The sequence below is a fragment of the Synechococcus sp. HJ21-Hayes genome, assembly GCF_024345835.1.
GTDB lineage: Bacteria > Cyanobacteriota > Cyanobacteriia > PCC-6307 > Cyanobiaceae > Vulcanococcus.
The window spans coordinates 22953-40766 of sequence record NZ_JAGQBW010000019.1; the positions used below are offsets into that span (position 1 = coordinate 22953).

At 62.3% G+C, this 17814-nt stretch carries 10 protein-coding genes; 8 read left to right on the forward strand and 2 right to left on the reverse strand.

Annotated features, from left to right (window positions below):
• Nucleotides 1–162 precede the first annotated feature (162 nt).
• Together KBZ14_RS13290 and KBZ14_RS13295 are read left to right on the forward strand one after the other, a co-directional pair.
• Entirely contained in the window at nucleotides 163–5586 is a 5424-nt protein-coding gene (locus tag KBZ14_RS13290) for a DEAD/DEAH box helicase (protein ID WP_255118824.1), read from the forward strand.
• Nucleotides 5583–8555 carry a DUF8741 domain-containing protein gene (locus KBZ14_RS13295; protein ID WP_255118825.1) on the forward strand — a complete coding sequence of 991 codons (2973 nt, stop codon included), beginning with the start codon at nucleotides 5583–5585 and terminating at the stop codon, nucleotides 8553–8555. The genes KBZ14_RS13290 and KBZ14_RS13295 overlap by 4 nt, the downstream gene beginning before the upstream one ends.
• Here the strand turns inward: KBZ14_RS13295 and KBZ14_RS13300 are convergent.
• Together KBZ14_RS13300 and KBZ14_RS13305 are read right to left on the reverse strand one after the other, a co-directional pair.
• Nucleotides 8550–8945 carry a type II toxin-antitoxin system VapC family toxin gene (locus KBZ14_RS13300; protein ID WP_255118849.1) on the reverse strand — a complete coding sequence of 132 codons (396 nt, stop codon included), beginning with the start codon at nucleotides 8943–8945 and terminating at the stop codon, nucleotides 8550–8552. The genes KBZ14_RS13295 and KBZ14_RS13300 overlap by 6 nt on opposite strands.
• Entirely contained in the window at nucleotides 8942–9331 is a 390-nt protein-coding gene (locus KBZ14_RS13305) for a FitA-like ribbon-helix-helix domain-containing protein (RefSeq protein ID WP_255118826.1), read from the reverse strand. The genes KBZ14_RS13300 and KBZ14_RS13305 overlap by 4 nt, the downstream gene beginning before the upstream one ends.
• A 367-nt stretch (nucleotides 9332–9698) precedes the next feature.
• Here KBZ14_RS13305 and KBZ14_RS13310 point away from each other — a divergent pair, with 367 nt between their 5' ends.
• The 6 genes from KBZ14_RS13310 to KBZ14_RS13335 all read left to right on the forward strand — a co-directional run bounded on the left by KBZ14_RS13310 (nucleotide 9699) and on the right by KBZ14_RS13335 (nucleotide 17795).
• A complete protein-coding gene (locus KBZ14_RS13310) occupies nucleotides 9699–13310 on the forward strand; it encodes an Eco57I restriction-modification methylase domain-containing protein (RefSeq protein ID WP_255118827.1) in 3612 nt (1203 codons plus the stop codon).
• 3 nt (nucleotides 13311–13313) lie between these two features.
• Nucleotides 13314–14792, forward strand: coding sequence for a WD40 repeat domain-containing protein (locus tag KBZ14_RS13315; protein ID WP_255118828.1), 1479 nt, complete (start codon nucleotides 13314–13316; stop codon nucleotides 14790–14792).
• 2 nt (nucleotides 14793–14794) lie between these two features.
• Nucleotides 14795–16036 (forward strand): STAS-like domain-containing protein, encoded by a 1242-nt coding sequence (locus KBZ14_RS13320; RefSeq protein ID WP_255118829.1) that lies wholly within the window; start codon nucleotides 14795–14797, stop codon nucleotides 16034–16036.
• A gap of 153 nt (nucleotides 16037–16189) precedes the next feature.
• Nucleotides 16190–16492: a nucleotidyltransferase family protein gene (locus tag KBZ14_RS13325; RefSeq protein WP_255118830.1), complete on the forward strand. Its 303-nt coding sequence runs from the start codon at nucleotides 16190–16192 to the stop codon at nucleotides 16490–16492.
• Nucleotides 16489–16848: a HepT-like ribonuclease domain-containing protein gene (locus KBZ14_RS13330; protein ID WP_255118831.1), complete on the forward strand. Its 360-nt coding sequence runs from the start codon at nucleotides 16489–16491 to the stop codon at nucleotides 16846–16848. Before KBZ14_RS13325 ends, KBZ14_RS13330 begins: the two co-directional genes overlap by 4 nt.
• A gap of 218 nt (nucleotides 16849–17066) precedes the next feature.
• On the forward strand, nucleotides 17067–17795 hold the full coding sequence (locus KBZ14_RS13335) for an STAS-like domain-containing protein (RefSeq protein WP_255118832.1): 729 nt from the start codon (nucleotides 17067–17069) through the stop codon (nucleotides 17793–17795).
• Nucleotides 17796–17814: the final 19 nt, after the last annotated feature.

Genomic DNA, 17814 nt, shown 5'->3' on the forward strand with positions numbered 1-17814 from the left:
TCAGCGAGGCTCAAATGATGCAGGATCCGCATAGAAGGCAGAGCTGATTGCCGTTTCAGAGGCTTCGGATTGGCTGCGGGAGACAGCAGGTTGATGCAGACTGGATATGAGCTGCCTTGCCTACGAAGCCAGAGCGATGAGAAAGGTGGGTCAGCTGTACTGATGGACGTCTTCTCCTTTTGCAACCGGGTCGTCGAGGACTACGGGCAGTTCAGCCGCAGCTTTACCCAGATCAAGGCACCGGATCTGCAGGCGTTCGTGGACGGAAGCTATGGCAAGGGCGAGTACTGGCCCTCGCCGCTGATCCAGCTCAACCCCAGCTTCGTGAGCGGCGGGGCCATCGGCGAGCTGGTCGAGGCTGGGCTGCTGCACCCCGAGTGCAGCAGGATCTTCCGCTGGGGCAAGGACAACGGCCCGGGGCAGGAGCTGCAGCTGCACCGTCACCAGCGGGAGGCGATCGAGATTGCACGCCGAGGCGGCAGCTTTGTCGTCACATCAGGCACAGGTTCCGGTAAGTCGCTCGGTTACATCATCCCGATCGTGAATCGGGTGCTGGAGGCTCGCGAGGCGGGTGATCAGCAGAGGCGTATTCGGGCGATTGTGATCTACCCGATGAACGCGCTGTGCAACAGCCAGCTGGAGGAGTTGCAGAAGTATCTCGGCCTTGGCTATCCCGATGGCCCCAGAGTCACCTTTGCGCGTTACACGGGTCAGGAGAGTGATGAGGAACGGGAGAAGATCAAGAACGATCCTCCCGACATCCTGCTCACAAACTATGTGATGCTCGAGTACATCCTGACCCGTCAGGATCCCCTCGATCAGAAAGTCATCAGCGACGCCAAGGGCCTGGAATTTCTGGTGCTCGATGAACTGCACACCTACCGAGGCCGCCAGGGTGCGGATGTTGCGCTTCTGGTGCGGCGGGTTCGTCAACGGCTCAACGCCGATCTGCTCTGCATCGGCACCTCGGCCACGATGGCCTCTGAGGGCACAGCCAAGGAGCGCAACTCTACCGTGGCGCACGTCTCCAGCAAGTTGTTTGGCGCGGCGATCCCCAGCGAGCAGATCGTTACCGAGACACTGCAGCGCTGTACAGGCGGTGATCTTCCAAGCGCTGAGGAGTTGAAGCAAGCGTTGCAGGCTGACCTCTCCCCACCAGCAACGCAGATTTGGACAGCTGCTGATCTGCGCGAACACCCCCTGGCCCGTTGGGTTGAGCTGGAGCTGGGCCTAGAGAGAGAAGACGGCCTGGCGGATGGCAAATGGGTACGCTGCAAGCCGCACACCTTGCAACAGGCCAGCAAAACGTTGGCCGAGCAGACCGGACTCGACGATGAGCAGATCCTGGGCAGCTTGCGGGATTTCCTGCTGGCCGCCTACCAGGTGGAAGTCGGTCCGAACCGCCGCTTTTTCGCCTTTCGCCTGCATCAATTCGTCTCCGCTGGCGGAGATGTGCATGCCACCCTGCAAGCCCCTGGTCAGCGGTACCTGTCGCTGAAGGCGCAGAAGTATCAACCCAATGTGGGGCGCCAGTCCCTGCTGTATCCGGTGGTGTTCTGCCGCAGCTGCGGGCAGGAGTTTCACCCGGTTTGGGCCCATCTGAACAACCGGATCCCTGTTCAGATCGATCCCCGCGAGTTCTCGGACGAATCCAGCCTGCGCGAGCGGGACGTGGTGAATGGTTATTTCATGCCCGACGCCGAGGGCACCTACAACGTCGATGACCTGGAGAAGGCCAACTTCCCCGACGGCTGGCTGGAGCCTGACCGCAACGATGAGCTGGTGCTCAAGCGCACGTATCGGGAGTTTGCGCCGGTGCCGGCCCGCTTCCGCTCCGATGGCGGTGCCAGCAGTGATGGGTTGCCCGGCTGGTTCCTGAAGGGGAGCTTCCGTTTCTGCCCATCCTGCGGGGTGGAGCACGGGGTGCGCAGCAGCGAATTCCGCAAGCTCTGCGGACTCAATTCCGAGGGCCGCAGCTCAGCCACCACCACCTTGAGCCTTGCGGTGCTCCGGCAACTGCTGAGCTTCCCGCCGGAAGAAATCCCCGATCAGGCGCGCAAGCTGCTGGCCTTCAGCGACAACCGCCAAGACGCCTCACTGCAGGCCGGGCATTTCAACGACTTCGTGCGGGTGCTGCAGCTGCGAGCGGGATTGGTGGCCGCCCTCAACGCCCAGGGCGAGAAAGAGCTGAGCCTGGAGACGTTGGCCCAGGAAACGGAGAAGGCGCTGCGGCTGGAAGCAGAGGACTTCATCGCCATCCCCAAAGTCAAACCCAACGTGGAGCAGAGCAATCGCCGTGCCCTGCGTGGTGTGTTGGAGTATCGGCTGATCGTTGATCTACGCCGCGGCTGGCGACTCACCAATCCCAACCTCGAGCAGTTGCGGCTGCTGGAGGTGGATTACGCCGAGCTAGTGAACTGCGCGGAAGACCAGGCGGACTGGGGGCAACGCCATCCGCTGCTCGCCCAGGCCAGCAGCGAGGAACGCTTCCTGATCTGCCATCGGCTGCTGGAGGAGCTCCGGGAACGGTTGGCGATCGACTGCGATGCCCTGGTGCAGGAAGAGTTCGAGCGGCGCAAAAAAGCAGCTGCCGATCTAGAGGAGGTGTGGAGCATCGGCAGCGACGAGAAGCCTGAGTTAGCCCGCAGCATCGTCACCAGCCCAGTCCCCCAGGAACTGAAAAACCGTGGGGTCGAGGGCCTCTCGCTACGGGGTGAATTCGGCCGTTGGCTGAAAGCGCGTGAACGCTGGCGCTCGGTGGAAGACCTTTACCGAGGCTTCAAGTGGAAAGACGACCTCTACCAGGAGGTGGTGGGGCACGTCCTGGAGATGCTCACGGCTTGGGGCCTGGTGAAACAGGTGGAGGTGCGACTGGGCCGTAAAGCCAGCGAAGTGATGCAGGGCTGGCGGCTCAACAGCACGGCCCTGCGTTGGACACTGGTGGATCCCGAGGCCGAACCCCAGGACCGCTACCCCAAACGGCTGATGGAGGCTCGCCAGAGCAGCGGTCGCCGTGGGCCGGTGAACCCCTACTTCCGTCGCCTCTACGCGGATCTGGCCAATTTGATCGCCACAGAAGGGCGACCTTTCCTGCAAACGCTGTTGGCCCGGGAGCACACCGCCCAAGTGGATGCAGGGGAACGGGAGCGCCGGGAAGACGCCTTCCGGAGCGCGGCGCTGCGGCTGATGTATTGCTCGCCAACGATGGAGCTGGGCGTGGACATCTCCTCGCTCAACACCGTCTACATGCGCAATGTGCCGCCCACTCCGGCCAACTATGCGCAGCGCAGCGGCCGCGCGGGTCGTAGCGGTCAGCCTGCGCTAGTGCTCAGCTACTGCGGCGCCACTTCCCCGCACGATCAGTATTTCTTCGCGGATCCGGTGCGGATGGTGGCGGGTGCCGTCAGTGCCCCAACGCTGGAGCTGGCGAATGAGGAGTTGCTCAAGGCCCATTTCCGGGCGTTGTGGCTGGCGGCCACGCGACAACGCCTGCCTGGGAAGGTGAAGGAACTGGTGGACATCAGCGCGCCAGGGCGTCCGGTTCAAGCCGAGTTAATGGAGGCCCTCTCGAAGGATGAGGCCTATCGCACCGCCCAGGCTGACTGTCAGGCCATTGTCGACGACCTACTGGAGAAGCAGTGGCTGGGAGCCACGCCACCGCCCTGGCTGACGGGCAGCTGGCTGGAATCCCTCACCCGCGGCGCTGCCCTGGATTTCGACGCAGCACTCAGCCGCTGGCGTGAGCTGCTCGAAGCGGTGGACAGCCAGATCAACCAGGCCCTGAAGGATCTGGGCAATCACGCCCTGAGCGAACGGGAACGCCAGGCAGCGGATACACGCCTGCGGGCGGCACGGATGCAACAACAACTGCTGCTCGCCGACAAACCCGGCAGCCGCAACACCAACAACGACTTCAGCACCTACCGCTACCTGGCCAGCCAGGGCTTCATGCCTGGCTACAACTTCCCGCGACTACCGCTGATGGCCTACATCCCGGGCAGCCGCGAGCAGGTGGGCGGCGGCACCTACATCACTCGCCCCCGCTTTGTGGGCATCAGTGAGTTCGGCCCCCACTCGCTGATTTATCACGAGGGCAACACCTACAAGGTGAAGGGGGCCCTGCTCGGCCTGCAGGACAACGCCATGGCTGCCGGTACGGCAACTTTGGCCACGCAGGACGCGCTCGTATGTGGTGCCTGCGGCCATGCCCACCTCGGCGATGCCGCTGAATCAGAGTTGTGCTGCCACTGCGGCACACCGCTCAAGCTGCACCCCGAAGGCAAAGCGGTGCGGATCCCCAGGCTCTATCAAATCGAGCAGGTCACTACGAAGAGGGCTGATCGGATCACCTCTGACGACGAGGAGCGCCAACGGCTCGGCTATGAGCTGATCACCACGTACGAATTCCCCAAGGAAAACGGCGTGGTGAAGGTGGCCAAGGCCCAGGTGAGCTGTGGTGGCCAGCCCCTGCTGGAGATCAGCTATGCGCCGGCTACCCAGATCAGCCGCGTGAACCTGGGCTGGCGGCGGCGGGAAAACAAGAACGACATGGGCTTCCCGATCCACCCGATCAACGGGCAGTGGGGCGGGGAGAAGGATCTGCGCGGCGATGCAGCTGAAGACGACGGTCCTGAGGTGGGTTTCGTGAAGATCACGCCCTATGTGCAGGATCGCAAGAACGCTCTGCTGGTGCGATTCCTGGGCGAGTGGCAGCCACAGCAACTGGTGAGCATCAAGAGCGCGATCAAGCGAGGCATTGAGGTGGCCTTCCAGCTCGATGGCAGTGAGATCGCCGCCGAGCTGATGCCGAATGAGGAATCAGCCACAGCCCTGCTGCTCTACGAATCCGCCGAAGGGGGTGCCGGTGCCCTTAGCCGGCTAGTGGAGAGCGCCTCGGCATTGCAGGCTGTTGCCAAAACGGCGCTGGATATTTGCCATTGGCGCTGGGATGGGGAGATGCCGGCGTTGGAAGCCCAGCTGGTGAATGCCGATCCCGAATGCGAAGCCGGTTGCTATCGCTGCCTGCTCGGCTACCACAACCAGCGTGATCACGATCTGATCGATCGCCAGCTGCCCGAGCTCAAGCAATTGCTGCTCAACCTGGCGCGGTGTGAGCTCCTGGGCCAGGGCGGCGTGGATGGGCGCAGCGCCATCTTGGAGCGCCTCAAGGGCCTAGCTGGAAGCGGGCTCGAGAAGCTTTGGCTCGACACGCTCTACAACCACGGGCACCATCTTCCGGACAATGCCCAGCAGGAAGTGCCTGGCCACTTCGTGACGCCGGACTTCACCTACAAGCAGGCCTGCGCCGTGGTGTTCATCGATGGCCCCCATCACGAGCAGCCTCTGCAGCAACGGCTGGATCAGCAAAAGCGGCAAGCGTTGATCGATGCAGGCATCACCGTGGTGGTGTTCATGCAAGACACCACCAGCTGGCCGGCGTTGTTGAGCGAGTATGGCTGGTTGTTTGGGGAGGGGCGAAGAAGCGCAGTTGGTGAGAAGGCTCCAGATGCAACGTCCGGCAGCCTCGGTGAGGCCTTTGATGCGGTCTTTGCTCAACACAGTGATCTGCTCGGAGGTGGCCAATGACCCTCACGCCAATTCAGGCCCCCGTTGGCGACATCCCCAGCCCCGGCTCGATCGTGAAGGTGCGCGGGCGCGAGTGGATCGCCCTGCCCCAGAGCCAAAGCGAAAAGCACGAGCAGGTGCTCAAGCTGCGCCCGCTCGGCGGCGGTGACCAGAGCATCGCCACGCTGTATTGGCCGCTGGAGGGAGCGGCCGTGAAGCCGGCCAGCTTTGATCCACCAGATCCCAGTCAGAGCGGATCCCAGAGCTCGGCACTCCTGTTGCGCGATGCCCTGCTGCTCAAGCTCCGCGCCGGGGCTGGCCCCTTCCGCAGCCTGGGCAACGTGGCTCTGGAGCCAAGGCCCTATCAGCTGGTGCCGTTGCTGATGGCGCTCAAGCAACCGGTCACCCGGGTGCTGATCGCCGATGAGGTGGGCCTGGGTAAGACCGTGGAGGCGTTGTTGATTGCCCGGGAACTGCTCGACCGCGGTGAGATCCGCCAGATCACGGTGATCTGCCCGCCGCACCTGTGTGAGAAGTGGCGTGCCGACATGCAGGGACAGTTCAACCTCGCTTCTGAGGTGGTGCGGCCAGGCACAGCTCAGAAGCTGGAGCGGGGGCTACCGGCCGGAAAGTCGATCTTCGATGTGATCCCGTTCACGGTGGTGAGCCTTGATTGGATCAAGAGCGATCGCAACCGCGAGGGCTTCCTCCGCAGCTGCGGTGACTTTGTGATCGTGGATGAGGCCCACACCTGCGCGGCCCGCAAAGGGGGAGGGCGCCAGCAGCGCTACGAGCTGTTGCGGGGCCTGTCGCGGAAACCCGATCGCCACCTGGTGTTGCTCACGGCCACCCCCCATAGCGGCGACCAGGAAGCCTTCGACAACCTGTTGGGCCTGCTGGATCCCAAGTTCGAGGGGCTCAGTTCCATGCCCGATGGCGAACGGCGGCGTGAGCTGCGGTTGGATCTGGGTAACTACTTCGTGCAGCGCCGCCGCCAAGACCTCAAGGAGGAATGGGGCACGGGCGGCGCCGACTTCCCGGATCGTGAAACCCGAGAAGCCGTCTACACCCTCAGCGGCGATTGGGGTGAGCTGTTCAACGACGTGCTCGCTTATGCGCGCGAGCTGATCCGACGCACTGCTGGCGACACCAAGCGGCGCCAACGCATGAGCTGGTGGGCGGCACTCGCCCTGTTGCGCTGCGTCAGCAGCAGCCCTGCAGCTGCCTCTGCCTCCCTGCGTACCAAGTTGTTCAACCTCCAGAACACCAGCGGCGACGAAGCCGAGCAAGGCGGCGACGACTTCGATGATGACCTCGAAGCCATGGCCCAGCTCTCGGTTCTCGATGGCGCCGAAGAAGAGTTCAGCGGAGAAGAAGCGGCCCCTGGCGCCGATCTCGCCATCGCAGAAGACGCTGAGCACCTGCAGGATCTGATTGCCCGGGCCAACCTGCTGCGCGGCAAGGCTCATGATCCCAAGCTCAAGCAGCTGATCAAGGATCTCAAGGCGCTGCTGGCAGAAGGCTTCCGGCCCGTGGTGTTCTGCCGCTTCCGCCCTACCGCTCACTACCTGGCCGAGCAGCTCGCCGAGGAACTGCCCAAGCGGAGCCACGTGGTGATGGCCGTCACCGGCGACCTGCCTCCCGAGGAGCGGGTGCTGCGCATCCGCGAGCTGCAGGACGAACTCGCCAGCGGCAAGGTGCCGGTGTTGGTGGCCACCGACTGTCTGTCAGAGGGCATCGACCTGCAGCACACCTTCGATGCGGTGGTGCACTACGACCTCTGCTGGAACCCCACCCGTCACGAACAACGGGAAGGCCGGGTTGATCGCTTTGGTCAGGCCCGCAGCGCCGTGCGTGCACTGATGTTGCACGGCGGCAGCTCCAACCCGGTGGACGATCGGGTGCGCACGGTGATCCTTGAGAAAGAGAAAACGATCCGCAAGGAGCTGGGGGTGAGCGTGCCGATTCCCGGCAACGCCAACACGATCACCCAGGCGGTGCTCAGCAGCATCCTCGGCGAAGTGGCCCAGGAGCAGCAGCTGGGGCTGGATCTAGGGCTCGTCGAGCTGGATGGCGATCAGCAGCTGGGGCTGGAAGCCGTGATCGATGCGCAGTGGCAGAGCGCCAAGGAGAACGCCAAGGAAACGCGCACGATCTTTGCCCAGCGCAGCCTCAAGCCAGAAGAAGCGCTGAGCGAATGGGAGCGCACCCGCGAATCCCTCGGTAGCGATGCCGCCGTGGAGCGCCTGGTGGTGAATGCGTGCCGGCGGTTGAACCTGCCGATCGGGGCCCTGGGAGCTAACAGCGGCTGTTGGGAGCTCGACCTCACGCGGCTGGAGGACAAACACCTCCCGTTGCTGGAGCGACTACGCAACCATGACCTCGACGGCCGCCTGCGCCTGTGCTTCCGCTCACCCGCCCGCGATGGCGCCCAGCTCCTGAGCCGCTCCCACCCCCTGGTGGTGGAGCTGGCTGATTTTGTGGCCGAGCGGGCGCTCAGTGGCCTGGAGCCTGAACTGGCGGCGCGCGCCTCGGCCATCCGTACCAAGGCGGTGCCATCCCGCACCCAGCTGCTTGTGTTGCGGCTCCGCCACCAGCTGCATCAAGACCGCTGGACTGGCAGTGGCTACGAGGCACTGCCCGATCTGTTGGTGGAGGAGTGCCTCACCGTGCGGGTGAACGGCGATCAGGTGGAGCCGCTGGAGGGATCCGCTGCGCTGGAGCTGCTGGAGGCGCCACCCGCGCGCAACGTTGCGACTGGAGAACGAACGCGCTGGCTCACGGAAGCCGTGGCTGGTCTTGATGCGCTGCAGCCTGCGTTGCAAGCACTGGCAGAACGCCGAGCCCAGCTGGCAGAAGACGATCACCGCCGCGTACGCGAGGCCTCGCTGCGCAGCAGGGAAACCCTTCGGATGCGCTTCAAGTGCGAACCCGCCCCTGCCGTGGATGTGATCGGCCTGTTTCTGCTGCTACCAGCTCCAGTCCTATGAACTTGGTTTTACCGCCACATCCGGAAACAGCTCCAGCAGCTTGCGATCAAACGTCAACAGCGGGCACTCCAATTGCTGGGCGAGCAGCACGAATTCAGCGTCGTAGCTGGAGCAGCCGTAGCTGTGGGCCAGCTCAAGGGCCTCTGCACTCTCGATGGCCATGGTTTGCGGCAGAAACCGCTGTTCCGCATCGCGGAGATGGAGAAGGGCCTGATCAAGATCCAGCAGGCCTGCCCTCAGGTATTTCAAGTGAATATGGCGAAACTCGTAGACCCATAACCCCGGCAGCCGCCACTCGGGATCGGCGATCCACCAATACGCAACGGCTTCGGCGTGGGAGCTGGGCAGAAACAGCTCGATCAGCACGTTGGTGTCGACAACAACGCTCAGGGCTGCGGCCTCTGCACGGGGGCCACTGGTTCGAGCTCACGTGGATGGCTATCTCGACCGATCGCCGCAATGATCTCCTCGCTGGTCAGTGGCGGCCCCTTGAAATGGCTGCGCAGTTCAGCGAAGTGGTCGAGTTCAGCCTGAATCTCTTCTGGGGTGCGTTGGTCGAGCTGCGCAGCGCGGGCAGCCCCCGGGAAGCGGGCCTGAATCTCGCGGATCCGTGCCAATGCCGCCTCCTGATCAACGGCGGCGGGCACGACGGCCGCATCCGCCAGCTCCAGGGCGGCGATGGTTTCGTTGTTGAGGCTGCGGCGGTGCCGTTTGGCGCGCTCTTTCAGGCGCGCCACCAGGTCGTCGGGCACGTTGCGCAGCGTGAGCGTGGCCATCGGCCCAGGCCTCCAGGAGCAAAGACAACAAGCTGACAGCAGTCTGACAGCACTTCGCCTTCTCTGAGCCCCTGCCTCGCTTCCTCCCATGGCCCGCGCCACCGCCACCGTCACCTTTCAGGCCCTGGAGCTCAAGGGCAGCTTGCTGCCGGCCTCACTGCTCGAAGAGGTGTCCAAGTTCAACCGCCCCAAAGAGCTGTTGCTGGACCCCCACGACTACGGCTTGAGCCGCGGGGAACGCCTGCGGGATCGCATCGATGCGGCCTGGGTGCTCACCAAGGAGCTCTGGGAGGACTACGGCAACCTGAAGGAACGGGCCGGTGCGAGTACTGCTGGGCTGCATTTCGGGCTGCGGCTGCTGCGCGAGGTGTTCGGATGGAGCGGTGTGGAGCCTTGCAGCGGGTGGCAGCAGGGCGAGTCGCGCTATCCGATCACCCACCGGGCCTTTGATGGCGCCGTGCCCTTGATCCTGCGGGGCATCGACGCGGGCGATCTGGATCGCGGCAGCAAGCAGTTCGGCCAAGACGACCGCAAACGCTCACCCCACAGCTGCCTGCAGGAATGCCTCAATGCCGACGACACCGCCAACTGGGGCGTGCTGCTCAGCGGCGATGGGCTGCGTCTGCTGCATGACAACCCCTCGCTGGTGAAACCCGCCTACCTGGCGGCCGACCTGGAATTAATGATCGAGGGCGAGCGCTTCGATGAGTTCTCGGTGCTCTGGCTGGTGCTGCATGCCAGCCGCTTCCAACACCCCAACACGGGCAGCTGCGTGCTCGATGACTGGAAGCAGAAGGCAGAGGAATCAGGCGAGCGGGTTCTAGGCGCCCTGCGCAGCGGGGTGCAGAGCGCATTGGAGTCGCTGGGTTCGGGATTCCTCAACCACCCCGCCAATGGGGATCTGCGCGATGCACTGTTCAAGAACCACACCCTGAACAACCAGCAGTTCCATGAGCAACTGCTGCGGCTGGTGTATCGGTTCCTGTTCCTGTTCACCGCAGAAGATCGGGATCTGCTGTTCCCTCGCGAGGTCGACAAGGGTGACCCGCGCCGCCGGATTTATCGCGAGGGCTACAGCGTTAGCCGGCTGCGGGAGCTCGCGATCAAGCGCAGCGCCTATGAGGGCGACTACGGCGATCTGTGGGAGCTGCAGCGGCTGGTGTTCCAGCAACTGAGCATCGGCAACTCCCCGCTGGGGCTGCCCGGCTTGGGCGGCCTGTTCAGCCTGGAGCAGTGCCAAGACCTGCAAGGTGCTGAGCTGTGCAACGGGCCATTGCTAGAGGCGATCAAGGCAATCGGCTGGTTCGACGCTGGCGGCACCTTCACCCGGGTGCGCTACCGCGACCTCAACACCGAAGAACTCGGCAGTGTGTACGAGGGATTGCTGGAGCTTCACCCTCAGCCCGAGCCCAAAGGAGTGTCATGGGAATGGCGTTATTCGGGAGGAGCAGGCAGCGACCGCAAAACCACCGGCAGCTACTACACCCCGGATGCCCTGGTGCAAGAGCTGATCAAGAGCGCCCTGGTGCCCGTGATCGACGACCGGCTCAGCAAAGCCGTTGGGGCAGCTGAGCAGGAAAAGGCCCTGCTCAACATCAAGGTGATCGACCCCGCCTGCGGCAGCGGACACTTTTTGCTGGCCGCCGCACGGCGACTGGCGGTAGCCCTGGCCCAGGTGCGCGCCGGCGACGATCAACCCAGCGAAGACGACCGCCAGCACGCCCTACGCGATGTGGTGGCCCACTGCATCTATGCGGTGGACAAGAACCCGATGGCGGTGGAGCTCTGCAAGGTGGCGCTGTGGATCGAAGCGATTGATCCGGGCAAACCGCTCAGCTTTCTCGATGCCCACATCCAGTGCGGCGATTCGTTGGTGGGTGTGTTTGACCCTGAGGTGCTGGATGAGGGCATCCCCGATGAGGCCTACAAGCAGCTGACGGGTGATGACAAAACGGTGTGCTCCAGCCTGAAGAAAGAAAACGCGGCAGCGCGCAAAACCAGCAGCCGAGGGGGATCCAACCGAGGCATTCAGGGCAGCTTTGATCTCAGTGGAGCCAAGCCACGTAGCCGCAGTCAGGAAGCACTACAAGCCATTGAGGCGATGCCGGAGACAACGCTGGCTGAGAGCGCTGCCAAGCAAGCGGCTTATGCGAACTGGCTCGAGCACAGCGGGCAAGATCCAGAGGCCTTGGCGGCGGATCTGTTCACCGCCGCGTTCTTTCTGGCTAAAACAAGTAGCTCACGCGCCACGGTGCCGACGACAGAGCACTTGCTGAGGCTTTTGGGCGGACAACTTGTTGAAGAGGCAATGGAAGAGGCCGTTGTGCAAGCTTCCCAGAACTTCCGCTTCTTCCATTGGCACCTGCGCTTTGGCGATGTGATGGCGCGAGGTGGTTTCGATTGCGTGCTGGGCAATCCGCCATGGGAGCGGATCAAGCTGCAGGAGAAAGAATTCTTTGCGGCGCGCTCTGAGGCCATCGCCACGGCGCCCAACAAGGCTGCGCGAGAGCGGTTGATCAAAGCCCTCAGCAGCTCAGATGCCAGTGAGGCTGATCGGCAGATGGTTGAGGAGTTTGGGCTGGCCAAACGCGAGGCTGAAGGCAGCGGAATGTTCATTCGAGGGAGTGGTCGCTACGCACTCACAGCAGTCGGAGATTTGAACACCTACGCGCTATTTGCCGAGCACTTTCTAAGCCTAATTGGTCCTCGTGGGCGCTCGGGTTTTATTGTGCCATCGGGGGTGGCCACGGATTACTCTTGCCGAAACTTCTTTCAGGCCCTTTCTCTCGGCAAAAGAATTATTTCATTCCTCGCCTTTGACAATACTCTTAGAATATTTCCATCGGTTCATATTGACACGCCCTTTTCTTTGGTAACACTAGGCCTCTCCGACTCAGACCCTGACTTTACTCACTATATCCTTCGCGTAGATCAACTTGCCGATCAGAGGCGGCATTTCAAACTGGGGAGTAATGAAATCAAACTAATCAACCCCAATACTCGCACTTGCCCAGTGTTCCGCAGCAAGATGGACGCGGAGCTGACCAAGAAAATTTATAATCACCTACCTGTTCTCATGGACGAAGGACTGGGTGAGCAGGGGAATCCGTGGGGCATCAAGTTTATGCGAATGTTCGATATGTCAATGGATAGCCATCTTTTCTTCAGTGAGCCAGCTGCAAGCCGGCTGCCACTTTACGAAGCCAAGCTTATCCATCACTTCGATCATCGCTGGGCCACCTACGACGCCAATGGCTCCAGCCGGGATGTGACGCTGGCTGAAAAGCAGAATCCAGATTCCGAGGTATTTCCACGCTATTGGGTGGAAAGGGGAGAAGTGGGCGCCAGGCTCAAGGCTCAGGGGTGGGATCGCCAGTGGTTAATGGGGTGGAGAGGCATTACTAATGCTACGAATGAAAGAAGCGTAATTGGATCAGTTTTTCCGATTAGCGGAGTTGGCAACAGCTGCCACCTAGTCATTCCAAGCCACTCGGTAGAAGCCAAAAGAATCACATGCCTCGTTGCAAACATCTCGGCACTGCCTTTCGACTATGTCGCCAGGCAGAAGATAGGAGGCACAAACTTTAACTTCTTTATACCAATGCAGCTTCCGGTCCTGCCGCCAGCTCAATATGATGCCAAGTCATTGGAATACATCCAATCTCGCGTACTTGAGCTGACCTATACCAGTCAGGCCCTCAGGCCCTGGGCCAAAGATCTGGGCTTCGAAGGTCAACCATTTGCCTTCGATCCTGAGCGTCGCGCCCTGCTTCGCGCCGAACTCGATGCCTATTACGCCCATCTCTACGGTCTATCCCGTGATGAGCTGCGGTACGTCCTGGATCCGGCTGATGTGATGGGGCCCGACTACCCCAGCGAAACCTTCCGTGTACTGAAGAGCAATGAGATCCGGGAGTTTGGTGAATACCGCACCCAGCGACTGGTGCTGGGAGCGTGGGATCGGTTGTTCGGAGGATGAGCCATGCCTGATTCCTCCCCGTGCGATTTCTGGGTGAAAGGATATGAGCGTCTCGTTAAGCAGGGATGGTTCGCATCGCTCACGGCATTGGCCTACAGCCAACGGGGCGACGTCCTTGCAGTAGCAGGGGGTTGTGGCCAGTTGCTACTCGTGAATCTCCAGACCCTAGAAAAATATGAGCCCAAGAAGCTGGAATCGGGCATCCGTTGTTTGTGCTTTACGCCGCGAGGGCAATTGTTTGTCGGACTTGACAACGGCAGTGTTGTTTCCCTGTCCACCCGAGGGGCACAACTGCTCTCTAGCAAGATCAGCCGCAAGCCCATTACATCGATCCTCTGGTCTGCCGACTATGGACTGTTCGTGGCGGCAGAGGATCGTCAGCTGCGCCGCTTGGCTCCGTCCACACTGGAAGAGATCGCGATATCGAAAAAACTTCGCTGGGTGAGTCATGATCTGGCACTGATTGAACAGGATCATCAGTTGGTCGCTGCAGGCAGTGACAACAACCTTCATCTGATCGACCCCCAACTCCTTGCTCCCTTACTGGTCATCCACGCCGGCACAGCCCGTCAGACCCGCAACAGTTCAGGACACGGACAATTGGTGACAGCCGGCCAAGATGGCACGGTCACCATCCTCGATGCTTGCACTCACAGCCATCGCTGTGTGTTGCCGATTGCCAATGGTGAACTCGCGGGAGTTCAGATCGCGACTGCTGAACCGGCATTGTTTCTGGCTGATCAACAAGGCGTGGTTCAGGAGTGGGATCTCCAGGCCCTTGAGCCTTTATCGGCACTACAGGTCGATGTCAGCACCAAGGCACTGACAGTCAGCGGGTCGGGTGATGTTCTAGCTGTCTGCACAGATCGCTCGGTGCAGGTGTTCCTGCGAGCTTCGCAACTTACCGAGCTGGCTTGCTATCAGCAGGAGCTTGCAACGCGCCGGTCCTTCCTGAGTCGAATCGAGCAGTTCTTCCGTCGTCTTTTTGGTCGCCCCCTGCGTGCGATCCCTCCTCCTCCGGAGCTCCCGGCAGCGCTGGCACAAGCCGCGCTCCAAACCGATCCCGAGATCCGTGAAATCGAGCGAACCACCTCTGAAGCCTTAGTCCAGGCCTATCGCGGTGTCGCTGCTGCGGCGCGCAAGGTCGACTGGAAAGCGGTGGGACAGACCATCGACAAACAACAACGCCATCAGCTGGAGGTCCAGCGCCTCGAACTGCGGCGCCTGAGAGAGGAGCGGCTCAGCAAAACCCTGGAAGAAGCGCAGCGGCGCCGTCAATTTCATCAGCAACAACTGCAAGCCCGTGAGCTGGCCATTCGCCAGGCCAAGGCCGAAGAGCGTTCCAAGAAGTTCTGGGAGGGAGTCGGCCGTCTGATAGGCAACATGGCTTCCACGGCCGCCAGCTCCGCGGCGGCAGGCACTTGGGTTAGTTCCTACACCCGTCGCGACGGCACCCGGGTGCGCGGTTATCGGAGGCGATAACGATGCCCGTCATCTCCATCCCCTCTCGAGCTGCCATTCACAAAGCGGTCGCTGCCCTCCACGCCGATGGAGCCCTGCATCCAAACGGCGACACGGTGTTCCTCACCTTCGCCGACATCCCTGCCATGGATGTATTGGCGTTTCTCGGCGCTTGGGGGCTGATGGCCAGAAGCCATGGCTCCACGATCAAGCTGCGCGGCGAGGCCAAAACACTCGCTGCCCTGCAGCTCCATGGATTTCATCGGCTGCTCGATATTCCACCCTCCAGCACGAACGCCAACGTTCAACCGGCTAAGGCACCCGCCGTTGGCGTGTTGCCCCTCACGCCGATCGCCACGGAAGAGCAGCAGTTCCAGGCCGTTGATGCCATCTGCGCCATCGCCCTGGCCGCCGTCGACAACGCCGCCGCCTTTATCCCAGCCCTCGAGTGGCTGGCCAACGAGATCCTCGGCAACATCCTCACCCACGCCGCAGCTGAAACGTCCGGCGTGGTCTGCGCCCAATACCGCCCCAAGCAGCAGCGCTTCGATATCGGCATCTGCGACATGGGCCGTGGACTGCTCGGCTCTCTGCAGCCCACCTTCCCCGAGGTGCGTAGCTACGGCCTGGCAATCGACAAGGCGATTGAGCGAGGCGTCACCCGCGATCCCGCCATCGGCCAGGGCAACGGCATGGCCGGCTCCTACGAGATCGTGCGCCTCAACGGCGGCACCTACCAGATCTGGACAGGCGACGTGGTCTACGAGTGGAACATGGGCCGTCGCAAACCCCAGTTCCAACCCATGCCGGCTGTGTTCGGCACCGGTGTGATGTTCTCGCTCGACACCAGCAAACCTGTTGATCTTGCCAGTACCTGGATCGCCTCTGCCACCGGCGCCGAGTGCCTCTTCCTCAACACCCAAACCGAAGCCGCCAGCGACAGCGGCCTCAATGTGGCCGCTGAATGCCTCCACACCGGCGGCCGCGCCCCCGCCAAGCTGCTGCGCCGCAAGATCCAGAGCCTCCTGCCCGCCATGGATGGCGAGCCGCTGATCCTCGATTTCTCCGGCGTCAAATCCGCCGCCAGCAGCTTCCTCGATGAACTCCTGGGTCGCCTGGCCGCAGAAGACCCACGCGGTCAGGCGATCTTCGACGGGCCGGTGCGCATCCAGGGCATGACGCCCACCGTGCAAGCCATGGCCAACGTGGTGGTGGCACAGCGGTTGGGGGGCCCCATTGATCGCACTACAAACGCGGAAGACTGATGGCCGTCAGCGTTTTTCGCCACGCACGGGCGCTGGAGCTGCTCCTCCTGCCGGGCGCGCCGCAGATCCAGGCGCCGTGCGGCTGATGCCGAGCCAAGCATTCAGAATCCCCGCAGGGACCCACGGTCTCTGGTTGTTGCGGCCTCTACCCCCATGGCTCAGCCCCCCGCCGCTGAAGCTGTTCTCAGCCAGTTGCGCCACCACTGGGCCGACTGGCACCAGCGCTACCACCTCAAGGCGATCGGCCTGTTTGGTTCGGTGGCCCGAGGGGAGCAGCGCCCAGGCAGCGACATCGACATCTGGGTGGAGCTTGAGCCCCTCACCCCGTATGCCCTGGTGCATCTCAAGCAGGAGCTCAATGCCCTGCTGCCGGCCCCTGTGGACGTTGTGCGTTTACGTCAACGCATGAACCCGGCGCTGCGGCAGCGGATCGAACGCGAGGGCGTGGCGGCATGACTCCTCAACAGCGCGAGCTTCTGGGCGGCCTCCTGAAAGCCATCTCGCGCATCGAGCGTAAAAGCCAGCCGCTGCTCGCTGATCCGTCTCTCCTCGATTCAGAAGTAGGACAAGACGCCCTGGATGTGATCTGCATGCAGTTCATGGCTGTGGGTGAGGGTCTCAAGCGCTTCGAGCGCCATTGGCCCGGTTTGCTGGCGAATCAGTTTCCGCAGGTTGATTGGAAGGGCGCCATGGGCTTTCGCGATGTGATCGCCCATCAGTACTTCGATCTGGATGAAGAACAGGTGTTGCTCATCTGTGAGCAATCACTACCGGAGATGGCCGCTGCAGTACGGCGGCTAGCAGAGGCGTAAGGCATGCCAGCTGTTTTGTTGCCTGCGCGCGCCACCATTCAACAAGCGGTCGCAGCTCTCCTGCTTCGCTGACGTCCCGGCGATGGACGTGTTGGCCTATCTCGGCGCCAGGGGCCTAATGGCCAGACATGAAGGCACCACGATCAAGTTGCTAGGTGATTCTGACGTGACCCCCTCAAGCAGCTCCGCGAACCATCAGCCCACCAAGGCCCACACCATTGGCGTCTTACCCCTTTTTTTCGGTTGCCACAGAAGAGCAGCAGTTCCAGGCCGTCGATGCCATCTGCGCCATCGCCCTGGCCGCCGAATGCCTCCACACCGGCGGGCGCCAGCCCGCCAAGCTGCTGCGCCGCAAGATCCAGGGTCTTCTACCTGCCATGGATGGCGAACCACTGATCCTCGATTTCTCCGGCGTTAAATCCGCCGCCAGCAGCTTCCTCGACGAGCTACTCGGCCGTCTCGCGGCAGAAGACCCGCGTGGCCAGACCATCTTCGAGGGGCCTGTGCGCATTCAGGGCATGACCCCCACCGTGCAGGCCATGGCCAGGTGGTGGTGGCGCAGCGGTTGGCCTAAAGCGCCCCAGGTGAGCCGCTCAGCTGAGATCCAGTACAGTCCAAGTGGTGCTGCACACCGGCCCGCAGGCCATGCCGCAGCTGGTGATCTCAAAGGCCACCCAACCCGGCTTGTCCACGCTCTTCAGGAAAGCAACGACGTCGACGCCTTCGTCTGCAGCATCCTGAATGGCGATGTGAGCAGCCCATTGCGGCTGGAGCTCTGCCGACAAGAGCTCTGGCTCCTCCGGCACTTCGTGGCACCAGAAGCCACGCACCGTCGAGGCGTTGGGCTCCCCCGGGTCCTTGAACACGGGTTGCCCGGTGGCCGGGCAGAAGAAATTCCAGTCGTCTCGTTCCAGTTGAATCACCTGCATGGCTCGATGGCATGTTGATGCCACTGTTGCTTCATAG